At 66.2% G+C, this 14,020-nt stretch carries 18 protein-coding genes; 9 read left to right on the top strand and 9 right to left on the bottom strand.

Features of this window, described 5'->3' with window-relative positions; all coding sequences use genetic code 11:
* The first annotated feature begins 100 nt into the window (after positions 1-100).
* Positions 101-367, top strand: a complete 267-nt coding sequence (locus tag FZ983_RS10270) for a hypothetical protein (protein ID WP_149223457.1) — start codon at positions 101-103, stop codon at positions 365-367.
* Here the strand turns inward: FZ983_RS10270 and FZ983_RS10265 are convergent.
* Positions 343-2,118 (bottom strand): tetratricopeptide repeat protein, encoded by a 1,776-nt coding sequence (locus tag FZ983_RS10265; protein WP_149223456.1) that lies wholly within the window; start codon positions 2,116-2,118, stop codon positions 343-345. The two genes, FZ983_RS10270 and FZ983_RS10265, sit on opposite strands and share 25 nt — an antisense overlap.
* A gap of 182 nt (positions 2,119-2,300) precedes the next feature.
* Here FZ983_RS10265 and FZ983_RS10260 point away from each other — a divergent pair, with 182 nt between their 5' ends.
* Positions 2,301-2,726 (top strand): hypothetical protein, encoded by a 426-nt coding sequence (locus FZ983_RS10260; protein ID WP_149223455.1) that lies wholly within the window; start codon positions 2,301-2,303, stop codon positions 2,724-2,726.
* 17 nt (positions 2,727-2,743) lie between these two features.
* On the opposite strand, the gene FZ983_RS10255 is transcribed toward FZ983_RS10260, so the two are convergent.
* Both FZ983_RS10255 and FZ983_RS10250 read right to left on the bottom strand, forming a co-directional pair.
* Positions 2,744-3,187, bottom strand: coding sequence for a TIGR02444 family protein (locus tag FZ983_RS10255; protein WP_247883700.1), 444 nt, complete (start codon positions 3,185-3,187; stop codon positions 2,744-2,746).
* An 8-nt stretch (positions 3,188-3,195) separates the two neighbouring features.
* Positions 3,196-4,290 (bottom strand): ATP-dependent 6-phosphofructokinase, encoded by a 1,095-nt coding sequence (locus FZ983_RS10250; protein ID WP_149223453.1) that lies wholly within the window; start codon positions 4,288-4,290, stop codon positions 3,196-3,198.
* A gap of 268 nt (positions 4,291-4,558) precedes the next feature.
* Between FZ983_RS10250 and FZ983_RS10245 the strand changes: the two genes are divergently transcribed.
* Positions 4,559-4,759: a YdcH family protein gene (locus FZ983_RS10245; RefSeq protein ID WP_012974357.1), complete on the top strand. Its 201-nt coding sequence runs from the start codon at positions 4,559-4,561 to the stop codon at positions 4,757-4,759.
* A gap of 42 nt (positions 4,760-4,801) precedes the next feature.
* Here FZ983_RS10245 and FZ983_RS10240 read toward each other — a convergent pair whose 3' ends face one another.
* Complete coding sequence (locus FZ983_RS10240) at positions 4,802-5,254, bottom strand: group III truncated hemoglobin (protein ID WP_247883699.1); 453 nt, start codon at positions 5,252-5,254, stop codon at positions 4,802-4,804.
* Positions 5,255-5,467: 213 nt separating this feature from the next.
* On the opposite strand from FZ983_RS10240, the gene purE reads away from it, so the two are divergent.
* The 3 genes from purE (at position 5,468) to FZ983_RS10225 (ending at position 9,250) form a co-directional block, all read left to right on the top strand.
* Entirely contained in the window at positions 5,468-6,019 is a 552-nt protein-coding gene (gene purE, locus FZ983_RS10235; protein WP_149223452.1) for a 5-(carboxyamino)imidazole ribonucleotide mutase, read from the top strand.
* A gap of 21 nt (positions 6,020-6,040) precedes the next feature.
* Complete coding sequence (locus FZ983_RS10230) at positions 6,041-7,165, top strand: 5-(carboxyamino)imidazole ribonucleotide synthase (RefSeq protein WP_149223451.1); 1,125 nt, start codon at positions 6,041-6,043, stop codon at positions 7,163-7,165.
* Positions 7,166-7,501: 336 nt separating this feature from the next.
* Entirely contained in the window at positions 7,502-9,250 is a 1,749-nt protein-coding gene (locus FZ983_RS10225) for an EAL domain-containing protein (RefSeq protein WP_149223450.1), read from the top strand.
* 67 nt (positions 9,251-9,317) lie between these two features.
* Here the strand turns inward: FZ983_RS10225 and FZ983_RS10220 are convergent, their stop codons facing one another.
* The 4 genes from FZ983_RS10220 to fumC all read right to left on the bottom strand — a co-directional run bounded on the left by FZ983_RS10220 (position 9,318) and on the right by fumC (position 12,195).
* A complete protein-coding gene (locus FZ983_RS10220; RefSeq protein WP_149223449.1) occupies positions 9,318-9,539 on the bottom strand; it encodes a hypothetical protein in 222 nt (73 codons plus the stop codon).
* Between the two features lie 146 nt (positions 9,540-9,685).
* Positions 9,686-10,402, bottom strand: coding sequence for a DUF599 domain-containing protein (locus tag FZ983_RS10215; protein WP_149223448.1), 717 nt, complete (start codon positions 10,400-10,402; stop codon positions 9,686-9,688).
* A gap of 98 nt (positions 10,403-10,500) precedes the next feature.
* Positions 10,501-10,716 (bottom strand): ribbon-helix-helix domain-containing protein, encoded by a 216-nt coding sequence (locus FZ983_RS10210; RefSeq protein WP_149223447.1) that lies wholly within the window; start codon positions 10,714-10,716, stop codon positions 10,501-10,503.
* A gap of 87 nt (positions 10,717-10,803) precedes the next feature.
* On the bottom strand, positions 10,804-12,195 hold the full coding sequence (gene fumC / locus FZ983_RS10205) for a class II fumarate hydratase (protein WP_149223446.1): 1,392 nt from the start codon (positions 12,193-12,195) through the stop codon (positions 10,804-10,806).
* On the opposite strand from fumC, the gene FZ983_RS10200 reads away from it, so the two are divergent.
* The 3 genes from FZ983_RS10200 to FZ983_RS10190 all read left to right on the top strand — a co-directional run bounded on the left by FZ983_RS10200 (position 12,194) and on the right by FZ983_RS10190 (position 13,408).
* Complete coding sequence (locus FZ983_RS10200) at positions 12,194-12,406, top strand: hypothetical protein (protein ID WP_149223445.1); 213 nt, start codon at positions 12,194-12,196, stop codon at positions 12,404-12,406. The genes fumC and FZ983_RS10200 overlap by 2 nt on opposite strands.
* Before the next feature lie 48 nt (positions 12,407-12,454).
* Complete coding sequence (locus FZ983_RS10195) at positions 12,455-12,703, top strand: hypothetical protein (protein WP_149223444.1); 249 nt, start codon at positions 12,455-12,457, stop codon at positions 12,701-12,703.
* A gap of 489 nt (positions 12,704-13,192) precedes the next feature.
* On the top strand, positions 13,193-13,408 hold the full coding sequence (locus FZ983_RS10190) for a hypothetical protein (protein WP_149223443.1): 216 nt from the start codon (positions 13,193-13,195) through the stop codon (positions 13,406-13,408).
* Positions 13,409-13,446: 38 nt separating this feature from the next.
* Here the strand turns inward: FZ983_RS10190 and FZ983_RS10185 are convergent, their stop codons facing one another.
* Positions 13,447-13,941 (bottom strand): GNAT family N-acetyltransferase, encoded by a 495-nt coding sequence (locus FZ983_RS10185; RefSeq protein ID WP_149223442.1) that lies wholly within the window; start codon positions 13,939-13,941, stop codon positions 13,447-13,449.
* Between the last annotated feature and the right edge of the window lie 79 nt (positions 13,942-14,020).

Raw genomic sequence — 14,020 nt, 5'->3', positions numbered from 1 at the left:
CGCCGTACCCAACTGCGGGCACGGGAATTTCCGGGCGCCCTACCCTGTTGTGAGCGAAGGAAAGAGGTTTTCTTCACTCCGACAAGAGGTAGGGAACGCCATGAAGACTGCACTTCCACTTGTGATCCTGGTCGCGGCTCCCCTTGCGCTGGCCGCCTGCAACCAGACGGGCAACAGCGGCAGCAGCGGCGGCGGGCTGTTCGGCGGCAGCGGCGGCGGCCTGTTCGGGTCGGGCAGCTCCGACTCGCGCTATGCGCGCAACGGCCGCTGCGACGACCCGCGCTACAACACCTCCAACGGAGGGCAGGCGGAGGCCGGGACCGACGATTACGACTGCTCGCGCTATGGCGACGGCTTGAAGCGCTGAACCAGCGCCGCAAGTTCGGCGGCCATACGCCCGGCGACTGAACGCCAGTCGCCGGGCGTCGGCTGCCGGAACAGGCGGGCGGTCGGATACCATGGGCTGTCGTCGCGGTCCGCCATCCAGCGCCAGTCCGCGGAAAAGGGCAGCGCCAGCCAAAGCGGCACGCCGAGCGCGCCGGCCAGATGCGCCGGTCCGGTGCAGGACGAAACCACCAAATCCAGATTCGCCATGATCGCCGCCGTATCGGCGAAATCGGCGATCTCCGGCGCCAGATCGCTGAAGCCGTCCGGCAAAGCCGCTTGCGTGAGATCGGCGCGCCCCGGTCCCATCTGTAACCCATGGAAACGGCAGCCCGGCACATCAAGGAGCCCGCGCAAGCCGGCCAGCCGCGGAGAGCGCTGGTCGTCGCCGGGAAAACGCGGGTTGCCCGCCCAGACGAGGCCGACCCGCAGCCCCTCTCCTGCCGCAAGGCGCTCGCGCCAGACTGCGACGCGCGCCGGATCGGCCCGCAGATAGGGAACGGTCGCCGGCACGTCGTCCACCACCGTGCCGAAGGCGCGCGGCAAGCTCATCAGCGGGCATTCCAGATCGAAGGAAGGCAGCGGATCACCGCGCGCGATCACCTGCGCCGGCCCGACCACCCCGGCCATCAGCGGCAGCAGGGACGGCTGAACCTCCAGAACCACACGGCCGCCGCGGGCTGCCACCAGCGGGACATAGCGCAGGAACTGCAGCGTGTCGCCTAAACCTTGTTCCGCATAGAGCAGGATGGTCCGGCCCTCCAACGCCTCCCCCCGCCATGTCGGTTGGGAGAAGCGACGCCAGGGCGGTTCGGCACGGTCGTCGTGGCGGCGCCAGTCGAACTCCGGCCAGCCGCCGGCATAATCACCGGCCATCAGCCGGGCGAACCCGAGGTTCCAGTGCAGCCCGGCATCCTGCGGCCGGTCGGTCAGCGCGCGCTCGAAATCGGCGGCGGCCTCATCCGGTCGGGCCATGGCGATCAGCGCGGTGCCGCGGGCCGCCCACAACGATGGGCCGGGCCGCAGCCGCGCAGCGTTGGCGAAGGCGTCCAGAGATTCGGGGAAGTGCCCGAGCTTCGCCAGCACCGCGCCCAACACCTCCCATGCCTCGCCGAGGTTGCGGTCGGCCGCCAGCGAGTCGCGGGCAGCAGCCTCGGCCTCGCCCCAGCGGCGTTGCGCGGCGAGAGCGGCGGCCAGGGTTGCGTGAGCCACGGCTGACCGTCCGTTCAGGCGCAACGACCGGCGGGCGCAAAGTTCGGCCGCCAGGGACTCGCCGTGCGACAGAAGCGCTGCCGCCCGGTTGGCAAGCGCGTCGGCATGATCCGGCACCAGACACAACGCCTGACCGGCAGCCGCCAGCGCCGCATCGTGCCGGCCAAGCCTGCGCAAAGCCGCGGACCGGCTGGCATGGGCATCGGCCAACTCCGGCATCAGGCGCAGCGCCCGGCCATAAAGACGTACGGCCCGCGCCACGGCGCCCGCCGACTGCTCGGCCCCGGCAAGATTGGACCAGCCGCCGGCGGAGTCGGGGCGCAACGCCACCGCAAGGCGAAGCCGCCGCACCGCCGCTTCCATTTGCCCTGTCTGTGCAGCCAGGACGCCCAGAAGCTGCATGGCATCGGCATATTCCGGGTCGGCGCCAAGGATGCGGCGGTAGATATCCTCCGCCTCCGCCACCCGGCCTGCCTGATGGTGGTCGAGTGCGATCAGCAGGGCCTGCGACAAAGTGACCATCGGAACTCTTGCGGGTTGGCGGGGGTCGGCGGTGTTTCGGATCATGCGCCGCGGCGCCAGCGACAGTCCAGTCGGGCACCGTCGCCATTCGTCGCAAACGGTCACAGAATCGGGATTTTCCCTGGATTGTCATGAGACTGACGCATCGCTATTGTCCGCGCCGTTTTCCAAAGGAGCGGATCATGACCTCGCGCCCAGCCCGGGCCTTTTCCAGACACGGCGCCTGCCGGACAGGCATTCTTGCCGCCGCGGTCCTCATGCTCCCGCTGTCCGTGGGAACGGCACCTGCAATCGCCAGCGAAGGCGCGAAGCCGAACGGCTGCCCGTGGGCGCAGGACATCACGCTGGAAATCAACGGCAAGACCCTGACCCTGAAGCAGGAGGCCTTCACCGCCGTGACCTCCGAGCCGATCGAGATCGATCAGTTCAAGGTCTTTCCGCTGATCGACCAGCTTAAACTGCGCATCATCGGCCCCAAGGGCCGCGAGTGGGAGGCGGCATTGACCCGCCTGGTCAGCGGCAAACGCTGCAGCGCCTTCTACGCCGGCAAACCCGCTCTGGTGTCGGACACGGTGCGCGATCCGAACGAGCTGATCCTGAACCGGTAGGACGCCGGGGCAGCCGCTCAGCGGCCGGCCAGCACCCCCGCCAGCTCGTCCAGTGCCGGATCGCCGCCCGGCACCAGCAGCGCCATGTTCCGGGCGGCCAGCTCCGCACTGCCACCCGGCCTCGTCATGAACCCGGCGGCGGCGAACAGCCGGTCCTGCTGGACACGCTCGGCTTCCAGTTCCGCGGCCTTCATGCGGCGGTAGAATGCGTCGTCCTCATCCTTGGCGCGGCGCCGCAAGGCGCGCAAGGGGCGAACGACCTCCTCCCGCCAGCCGGAAACTGCCGAATCGACGCGGGCAAGCTCGGCCTCGGACAGCCGGACGCCGCACTCCAGCCCCGCCCAGGCGGCGAACAGCAGCACATTGACGTCCACCCCACGCCGGTCCTGCAACGACAGGCAAAGGGCCGGAACCCCCGGCCGCCCGTAGACGGCCAGGGAGAAGTCCCAGAACGGGTTCACCGTCCCACTCAATCGCCGAAGCTGATGTTCAGGCCGCGGGCGGTCTTGACCAACGCCCCGTCCAATTCGACGCAGGAGTAATGCTCGATCGCCTCGGTGATCGGCACGTCGATGACGCTGCGGTTCGACCAGGCGACCATGCGGTTAAACTTGCCCTCCGCGATCAGGTCGACGGCGTGGACGCCGAAGGCGGACGCGATCAGCCGGTCGCGCGGACTCGGCATGCTGCCTCGCTGGACATGGCCCAGAACGGTAACGCGGGTCTCGGCCCCGGTGGCGTCGGCGATCTTCTCGCCGATATAGTCGCCGATGCCGCCATAGCGCTTCTCGCCGCCCTGCAGCACCTTTTTGACGCCGGTGCCCTCCAGCGTCTTCACCGCCTCCGACACCACGACCAGGGCGAAGTTCCGGCCGGTATTGCGGACATCCTGGATCTTGGCCGCGATGCTCTCGATGGAATAGGCGATTTCCGGGATCAGGATCACGTCGGCCCCGCCGGCGATGCCGGCCGCCAGCGCGATATGGCCGGCGTCGCGGCCCATCACCTCCAGCACCATGACGCGGTGGTGGCTGGCCGCCGTGGGCTGCAGGCGGTCGAGCGCCTCCACCGCCACGGCGACGGCGGTGTCGTAGCCGACCGACACCTCGGTCTTGCCCAGGTCGTTGTCGATGGTCTTGGGCACGCCCACCATCGGGAAGCCGCCCTTCTGCGCCAGCTTGTGCAGGATGGCGAAGCTGCCGTCGCCGCCGATGCCGATCAGGGCATCCAGGCCGAGTTCGCGGTAGCCGCCGATGATCTCGTCCGACCGGTCCTTCAGCGTGCCGTCGGGCATCGGATAGGCGAAGGGGTCGCCGCGGTTGGTCGTGCCCAGGATGGTGCCGCCCTGACGCATCATGTGCCCGTCGACGGAGCCGAGGTCGAGCGTCTGGTACTGCACCGGCCGCTGCAGCAGGCCCTGGGTGCCTTCCTTGATGCCCAGCACCTGCCAGCCATAGCCGGTGGCGCGGTGGACCACCGCACGGATGACGGCGTTCAGCCCGGCGCAGTCGCCGCCGCTGGTCAGGATGCCGATGCGCTTGCCGGCTTTCTTTGGGGCAGTCATTGAGGGGTTCCCGTCCCGTTCGCCTGTTTGTTGAAATGAACCACCATGTTACCGGAACAGGCATTTCCCGCAATCGTTGCCCGCATCCGCAAAGGTGGAATGCCGACGCCGGAGGATCGCCGCGCTCCTCATGGCCAGAGGACGAAACCGGTGGTTTGACGGTGCCGTCCCGCCGGATATCTGGTATAGTGCGGCCCGCCCAGCCAAAGGGCCACCCGCAAGAGCACCCCCGAACCATCCGGGGCAACGGCCACTTCCTACGGGCGCGATGAACGAGCAAGAGATTTTGAAGGAAAAGCTGGCGAGCTTGCGCAGCGAGCACCGCGACCTGGACGACGTCATCGCCCGGCTCGCCGAACGCGCGCCCTATGATCAGTTGCAGATGCAGCGATTGAAAAAGCGCAAGCTGATGCTGAAGGACCAGATCATGGTCCTGGAAAGCCGGCTCCTGCCGGATATCATTGCATAGGCATGCCCTCTCCAACCGCGGAAGAGGGCATCGACGCCGTGGTCAGCCCTTCTTCGGCACCGTGAAGAACTGGATGCCCATCTGGAAGCTGCGGGCGATGTTTTCCGCCTTGCCGATCAGGAAGGCGGCGCCGTCGGGTGGGAAGAGTTCGTGGGCGGTCTCGCGGAACAAGCCCAGCCAGCGCTCGAAATGCTGCGGCTCCAGCCCCAGCGAGATGTGGACCGGCATCGGGCGCCCGTCATAGCGCTGGGTCAGCAGGGCGATGGACGACCAGAAATCCATCATCTTGCGCAGATGCGGCTCCCAATCGGTGATGGCCCGGCCGAAGATGGGGCCAAGCACGTCATCCTCCATGATCTTGCCGTAGAAGGTGCGGACGAGCCTTTCGATCGACGACTCGTCGATGCCGACGGTGGCCATCCGTTCTTCCGCCATGGCGGTGCGGATGTCGCGGCGCTCGTTGCGCTGGTCGTCGCTGGGAACGGTGTCGGTCATGCGATGGGTCCGGTCCGGAATTGCCTAGGGTCTATCCTGTTCATATAGGACGGCACCATAAGTGGAACCATGTTCCACCGGAAGGGCCGGGATGTCGCAGTGGAGGGGACGGATTCGCCCGGCGGCGGCCCGCAGGCCGGCGCCGGCTCTGGACAGCGGCCCGACTCCACCTATAATGCGCCGCTTTCCGGACCTTGAGGAAAGCGCCAAGCCGTGTCCGCCGAACACTCCCCGAACAGCGCCGTTCCGGCCAACGACATCGCGGCCGAAGGCGTTCAGCCGCTGGTCGGCATCATCATGGGCAGCCAGTCGGACTGGACCACCATGAAGCACGCCGCCGATACCCTCGCCGCGCTGGGCATCCCGCACGAGGTCCGCATCGTTTCCGCCCATCGCACGCCTCATCGGCTGGTGGAGTACGCCACCACCGCCAAGGCGCGCGGGTTGAAGGTGGTGATCGCCGGGGCCGGCGGCGCCGCCCACCTGCCGGGCATGGCCGCGTCCATGACGCCGCTGCCTGTCTTCGGCGTTCCCGTGGAAAGCCACGCGCTGAAGGGCATGGACAGCCTCCTCTCGATCGTCCAGATGCCGGGCGGCGTCCCGGTCGGCACGCTGGCCATCGGCAAGGCCGGCGCCATCAATGCCGCGCTGCTCGCCGGCTCGGTCATCGCGCTGATGGATCCGGCGGTGGCCGAGGCGCTGGATGGCTGGCGCGCGCGCCAGACCGCGGCGGTGGCCGAGGCGCCCGTCGACGACCCGACCTGACTGCGAGAAGGCCCTACCGCCATGACCGGCAATCAAAGGGGCGCCGCCCTGCCCCGTCTCGCCCCCGGTTCCACCATCGGCATGCTGGGTGCCGGGCAACTCGGCCGGATGACGGCGCTGGCTGCAGCCCGGCTGGGCTACAAGACCCATGTCTATGCCCCCGATGCGGCGGACAGCCCTGCGGCGCAGGTCAGCGCCGCGGCGACCGTCGCCGGTTGGGACGACCTGGACGCGCTGGAACGCTTCGCCCGCTCCGTCGACGTGGTGACTCTGGAGTGGGAAAATGTCCCCGTGGCGACGGCGGAGCATCTGCGCCGCTTCACCAACCTGCATCCCGGCCCCAACGTGCTGTCGGTTGCACAGGACCGCATCGCGGAAAAGAGCTTCGTCAACCGGCTGGGCATCGCGACGGCGCCCTGGCGCGCCGCGAACGGCGCCGACGGGGTCGCCCACGCGGTGACGGAGATCGGACCGCGCTGCGTCCTGAAATCCACCCGCCTCGGCTATGACGGCAAGGGACAGGCGCGGCTGGAGGCTGGCAGCGACCCGGCGGCGGCGTGGAGCGCCATCGGCGGCGGAAAGCCCGGCGTCGAGGGCATCGTCGAGGGCTTCGTCACCTTCGCCTGCGAGGTGTCGGTGATCGTCGCCCGCGGTGCCGATGGCGCTATGGTCGCCTATCCGGCGGTGGAGAACCGCCACAAGGACGGCATTCTCGACGTCACCATCGCCCCCGCCACTCCGGACAAGGTTTCGGCGGCGACGGCGGCGGAAGCCGACCGCATCGCCCGGCGCATCGCCGAAGCGCTGGACCTCGTCGGCGTCCTGGCGGTGGAGATGTTCGTCACCGCGGACGGCGGCGTCCTGGTCAACGAGATCGCGCCGCGCCCGCACAATTCCGGTCACTGGACCATGGACGCCTGCGCCACCTGCCAGTTCGAACAGCTGGTGCGCGCAGTCTGTGGTCTGCCGCTGGGGTCGGTGGAGCGCGTCGCCGATGCCGAGATGACCAACCTGATCGGCGACGACGTGCTGCGCTGGCCGGAGCTGCTGGCTGAACCCGGTGCCCGCCTGCACCTGTACGGCAAGGCGGAAGCCCGACCCGGCCGCAAGATGGGCCATGTCAACCGGCTGTTCCCGCGCCGCTGAGTCCCACCTCCACCGCATCAAGCTCAAGGCCCCGCGACCCCACGGTCGACGGGGCCTTTTTGTTTGCTTGTCCGCCGCCCCTTATCGACGGCGTTCATTCATTGCGCGTCCGAAATGATCGGCGGGTGTCTGAACAGGAAATAACTCTCATGTCGAAGGGAAGGGAAATGGCCGCACCGGTCGGTTGGTATTTACGGCACGGCTGTCACAAATTGTCGCGTATCCATGTGCCGAAGGTCATCCGCCACCGAGAGGCTTTTAACCTATGTCGACATTGGTTACTCTATGTCACATTCCAGTCGAAACTCTCTAAACTTTGATGCAATTTGTAGCCGCATGACGATGCCCCTGGCGCAGGACAATGCAGGACGCTCCACCTCGGTGATCGGCCCGGTCGTGACCCCGGTGGCCGGTCCGCTTGGACCGCGTCGGCCTCAGTCCGGCCGCGACCGGGACCGTTTCGTCGGCTTTGCCTTCGCCGCCGCCGATCTGCTGATCGAGACGGATGCGCAAGGCAACATCCTGTTTTCCGCCGGCGCCCGCTGCCGCCTGACCAAGGGCGAGGTTGGTGGGCTGGTGGGCACCAACCTGATGGAGGTCGTGGCCTCCGGCGACCGCAAATATGTCCATGTCCTGTTCGAGCGCATCCGGGAGAAGGCGCGGATCAAGCCGTCGCGCGTTCTGTTCCAGGCCTTCGACGGGCATCAGTTCCCGGCCCTCCTGGGCGGCTGCCGGCTCGATTCCTGTCCGGGGTCGCTGTTCCTGACCATACTGCTGACCGTGCCGCCGCGAACCGGCTCCGCCGGACCTGCGGTGCAGGGTGAACTGCTCGACCAGTCCGGCTTCGCCGGCATCCTTGAGGAGCGGCTCCTCGCAGCCCGCGAGAAGGGGATGGACCAGGGACTGACGCTGCTGCTGGTCGAAGGGCTGCAGGCGATGGTCGACGCCATGCCGGAGGGGGCGGCGGCCGAGGTGCGCGACGGAATCGACGCCTATCTGCGCGGCATCTCCGCCGATGGGGACAGCGCAGGCCAGTTGGGTGGCGACCGCTATGGCATCGTCCATGCCGCGGACATCGACGGGCACGAGGTGCAGGGCCACATCGCCCGGATCATCGAGGCGGCAGGGGGTGCCCTGCCCGGCGGCATCCGGTCCTGGACCCTGGACATGACCGACGACCGGCTGGACCCCGCCGACGCCGCCCGCGCCTTGGTTTATACCGTGCAGGCCTTCGCCTCCGCCCAGGGCGGGGAGTTCACCATCTCCAGCCTGGAGGACGGCGCCAACCGCCTGATGGCGGGCGCGGTGGAACGGATCGGACAGCTGCGCGCCACCATCGACAACCGCGATTTCATCGTCGTCTATCAGCCCATCGTCGATATCGCCACCGGCGCCGTCCACCACCTGGAGGCGCTGACCCGCGTGGAGGGAACGAGTTCTCCGGCCGACTTCATCACCTTCGCCGAGGATGTCGGGCTGATCTATGATTTTGACCTGCTGCTGACCCAGACGGTGCTCGACACGCTGAAGGAATTCCGCAAGGAACCGAAGCTGCCGGACGTGGCGATCAACCTGTCGGCCAAGACGCTGATGAGCCCGATCTTCCTCAAGCAGTTCCAGTCGGTCGTCGCCCCTTATGGCGATCTGGCCGCAAAACTGCTGATCGAGGTGACGGAAACCGTGGTCGTCACCGATATCGCCAAGCTGAACGACGTTTTGCAGAAGCTGCGCCAAGTTGGGTTCCGCATCTGCCTGGACGATGTCGGGGCGGGATCGACCAGCTTCCAATCGCTCTACGGCATCCAGGCCGACTACGCCAAGATCGACGGCAAGTTCGTCCGCGGCGCGGTCAACAGCCCGCGCGACATGGCGATGCTGCGCTCCATGGTGGACGTCTGCCGCCAATTGGGATTGGAACTGATCGGCGAGCAGGTGGAGGAACTGGTGCATGCAGACCTGCTGACCAACCTCGGCGTATCGCTCGCCCAGGGTTTTCTGTTCAGCCGGCCATCGCGCGACTTCGCCTATTTCGCCAAGGATTGGTCCAAAGTGCGCAACGGCGGAAAGGTCCTGCTGAAAGGGTGACGCCAGCAGTCGCTGACGATGACCGCTGGTGTCTTCCGCTGGCCGCGCCGGCCGGCCAAGCGGCGTCTCAGGCCGGCAGCGGAACCCGGCAGCTGTCCCGGATGTCCAAGGCGTCCATTCCCGCGATGCTGTGAACCTGTTCGAGACGGCGGCGGGCGGCGTCCAGAAGTTCCCGATTGCGGGCGAGCATATCGTTGCCGGAATAGCCCTCGCGCAGCCGCATGCGGCGCAGCAGATCCTCCGCCTGATCCAGCGATTCCATGATGCTCATTGCGGTATTGGCGTCCATCGTCGCCCTCATCTTCCTCTTCACCGCCCCGGCGTTCGCGGCGCGATCCGTCACATGGCGGTAACACTAACCACCGCAACTCGCCGTCAGGTAGAGGATATTTGGTCGCACGCCGCCAAAACAGGGTGGCTTTTTATTTGTTATTATCAATTGATTGAATCGTTTCTCTTCAACCAGTCGGTTTGAATGCGGATCACCTTCTCCGTGGCGGAAAATGCCTGACGGCGGGTAAGAACCAGAATGACGCCGCTGCTGGCCGCTATCAGGGGAATCGGCCCGATGATCCAGGCGAGCGCCGCCAGCGCGAAGTAATAGGCACGCATGCCGCCGTTCAGCGCGGTGATGGCCAGGGTCAACGCCTCGCCGATGGTCTCGGCAATGGCCTTGCGGTCCTCGGGGCGAACCGGCGGCATTGGGGCCGAGCCGATCAGGGCGCAGCAGTAATTGTACTGGCGCAGCGCCCAGGTGAACTTGAAGAATCCGAAGGTGAAGATCACCACCATCAGCAGCATCTTGATCTCGAACAGCTGGTGCGAGGTCTGGACGGTGAAGGACAGGTTCGACACCAGTTGCTGCGCCCGCTCCGCCGCACCGAAGGACCCGATCAGGCCGGCCAGCACCAGCATGTTGGTGGAGGCGAAGAAGGTGCAGCTGTGCATGGTGTGGCCGACCAGCTGCGAATCCATGATGCGGTTCTCGCGTTCCAGCATCCGCTCGATCCAGTGACGGCGTACGATCTTCAGATGCTGGTTCACCACGTTGCGACCGGACAGAAGATGATCCTGGATGACGGTGAATCCGACCCAGGAGCCGACGAACCAGACGAAGGCGATGATGTCGAGCGTGGAGGCATCGGGCGGCATGATGGCTGCATCGTGTCAGGTGGCGGAAAAGCCCGCACCGTGTACGCCCGCCGCGGACGGGTGTCCATTGGAGGATGCAGGGCATCTTGGCGCCTGCGTCATCCCTCCCCCGGCCCACGCCCCTGCACCGCTTTCAGCACATGGACGCGGATGGCGCTGGACAGGTTGCCGGTGCGCGTCTGGTCGATTTCCTCGATCAGGGCATTCACCGACAGGCCGCGCGCCTGCGCCACCGACTTCAGGGCGTCCCAGAACTCTTCTTCAAGGGAAACGCTGGTGGGATGGCCGGCAATCAGTACCGAACGCTTCTTCATGGTCACGCACGCATCGGTTTGCAGGATGGGGGTGGTCAGAGGAAGGCCGGAACGGCCGGGATGGACACCCCCACCCTAACCCCAAGCTTAGCCGGGACCAACCATCCGTTCGGGGCGAACCCATTGATCGAATTGCTCATCCGTCAGGAGTCCGAGTTCCCGCCCGGCCTCCTTTAGGCTTGTCCCTTCCTTGTGGGCCTTCTTGGCGATCCTGGCCGCGGCGTCATAGCCGATGTGCGGGTTCAGCGCGGTGACCAGCATCAGGCTCTCGGACACCAGCTTGGCGATGCGGTCGCGGTTGGCTTCGATGCCGACGACGCAGTTGTCGGTGAAGCTCATCGCCGCGTCGGTCAGCAGGCGGATCGATTGCAGGACGTTGTAGGCGATCACCGGCTTGAACACGTTCAGTTCGAAATGGCCGGTGGCGCCGGCCACGGTGACCGTGGTGTGGTTGCCCATCACCTGGGCGCAGACCATGGTCATCGCCTCCGACTGGGTCGGGTTGACCTTGCCGGGCATGATGGAGGAGCCGGGCTCGTTCTCCGGCAGCGACAACTCGCCGATGCCCGACCGCGGGCCGGAGCCAAGCAGCCGGATGTCGTTGGCGATCTTCATCAGCGATACCGCTAGCGTGTTCAGGTGGCCGTGAACGTCGACCAGCGAGTCATGGGTCGCCAGCGCCTCGAACTTGTTTTCCGCCGTGACGAAGGGAAGGCCGGTGAAGGCCGCCACCTCCTCCGCGAAGGCTTCGGCGAAGCCCGGCTTGGCGTTCAGCCCGGTACCGACCGCCGTGCCGCCCTGGGCCAGCCGGTAGAGCTGCGGCAGCGATCCCTTCACCCGGCCGATGCCGTAGGACACCTGCGCCGCATAGCCGGAGAATTCCTGCCCCAGCGTCAGCGGCGTCGCGTCCTGCAGATGGGTGCGGCCGATCTTGACGATGTCCTGGAAGGCGTCGGCCTTGGCGTCCAGCGCGGTGCGCAGATGCTCCAGCGCGGGGATCAGGCTGCGGACGATCTCGTCGGCCGCCGCGATGTGCATGGCGGTGGGGAAGCTGTCGTTCGACGACTGCCCCATGTTGACGTGATCGTTGGGGTGGATCGGCGTCTTCGACCCCATGGTGCCGCCCAACTGCTCGATGGCGCGGTTGGCGATCACCTCGTTGGCGTTCATGTTGGTCTGGGTGCCGGAGCCGGTCTGCCAGACCACCAGCGGGAAGTGATCGGCAAGCCGGCCGTCGATCACCTCGTCGGCCGCAGCCATGATGGCGGCGCCCAGCTTCGGGTCGAGAATGCCAAGTTTCATGTTGGCAGCCGCGGCGGCGCGCTTCTGGATGCCCAGCGCGCGGACCAGTGGGGCCGGCATGCGCTCACCGCCGATGCGGAAATTTTGGAGGGAACGCTGGGTCTGCGCGCCCCAGTAACGGTCGGCCGGAACTTCGATGGGGCCGAAGCTGTCGGTTTCGGTGCGGACGCCACTCATGGCTGGACCTTTCCTGATCGCCGCTTTTGGTCACGGGTGGGACGGGTTGCAATCGCCGCCGCCCCGCCTGATCTTTGAGGCGATGGCCGCGTCGGCAAGGGACGCCGAGGGCATAGCAAGCATGAGCGTGAGCGACTCGGCAGAAATCCTCGCTCTTTCCCCTAATTTGTTCTTGTTGCGTTCGTATTTCTTCCGTACGCTTTTCTGGTGAACCGAAGGGCCGGCGTAAAACTGGCCATCAAAGCGATTGGGGGACGGAATGGACGATCTTGCACCGGACCATGTCCGCGCGTTCATTGCCCGGACGCGCGTTGCGGAGATGAAGAGCCGCGGCTGGCGCGTTCTCGGTCCGGGGGAGGAAGGTTCCATCCTGATGGAAGGACCGATGCTCGCCAGCCGGACAGAGGTGCTCGACGCGCCGATCGGGGGAGTTTTCGATGATCTGATCGCTCGCGCGATGGAACGTGCCGACGCTCGCGACCGGATGGATGCCCGGCGGGCGGCCTGAGCCCGTCCGTTCAGGTCGGAATTTCTGGTTACCCATTGATCCGGCTGCGGATTTTTGGATTTCTCCGCAGTCGGAATATAGCGGATCCAAGCTGGCCTTGGCTTGTGGACCATCTCCCGATGATGCCACCGGCAGCGGAAGTTTCAGCATTTTCAGAGGGTTGTTCCTATCCTATCAGGTTGCGGGGAATGCACCCTTTGGTAGTTCCTCCCTCCAAATCCCCGAGCGCTCTGAGAAACCGGACATGGCGTTGCGTGTTGTCATGGGACACGGCACGCGCCGGGACACCGAGCAGGGATCGAAAGCCGCAGGTTCCAAGTCGTTTCCTTGAACTGTCGGAGTAACTCATTGGGATGGTCGTAGCACCATTACCAAAGATCGGAATTACCCCGGAAGATACGACCTGCCGCATAGACCTGTTAGGAAGTCCTTAACCGGCCCGATGGCCTTATAAGTCTATCGGGAACGCTCAGGCCAAGGGAGATTTACATGATCGGCGCCGTCAACTCGAAGAAGATCAACGCATCCTCTGCGGCTCACATTGCGCTTCTCGATCAGTTCATTCGGTTGACCCAAGACACCATCGTGGAACAGGACGATGCGTTCGTCCGCGATAGTCTTGTCGATCTTCTGTCCAACCTGCGCAATGAGCGCGCCGACTATGCCGAGATCATCGGCGCGTCCGCACTGAACCGCGCCGCCTGATCCCTGGTCATTCCGGACGGCCCTTCCCGTCCGGTCGGTCAGGCGTCAGCGTCCCCTTCTGCCGCCAGCGCCGACAGCGCGTCGCCGGTCAGCCGGTAGGGAAGCCATTCCTTCATCTGGCGGAAGCCCACCCGGTCGTAGAATCCACGCGCCGGGTTCCAGTCCAGGACACTCAGGTCCACACGACGGTAGCCGCGCTCCACCGCGCGTTGGGCAACCGCGGCCAACAGCTTGCGGCCGACGCCATAGCGGCGGGCATCCGGCGTGACGTAGAGGTCCTCGACATACAGGCCGGGCCGCCCTTCCCAGGTGGAGAAATTCCGGAAGGTCAGGGCGAACCCGACCGGCGCACCGTCCAGTTCGGCGATCAGCGCCTCGAACACCGGCTGCTCCCCCCAGCCGTCCCGGCGGAAATCCTCCTCCGTGGCCTTGACCGCGTCGGCCTCGCGCTCGAACTCGGCCAGTTCACGGACGAACCGCAGGATGGTGGCGCAATCGGCCTCGACGGCGGGGCGGATGGTGACGGTCGGCATCGGCGGCAGTTTCCCCGGTTGGGACAAAGAAAGGGAGAGGACCATAGCCCGCTCCCCGTCTTTCCGCATCCCCATAGCT

This window comes from Azospirillum sp. B21, assembly GCF_008364825.1.
Lineage (GTDB): Bacteria > Pseudomonadota > Alphaproteobacteria > Azospirillales > Azospirillaceae > Azospirillum.
The sequence above is the reverse complement of the archived record's forward strand: the minus strand, read 5'-3'. Positions and strand labels throughout refer to the sequence as shown.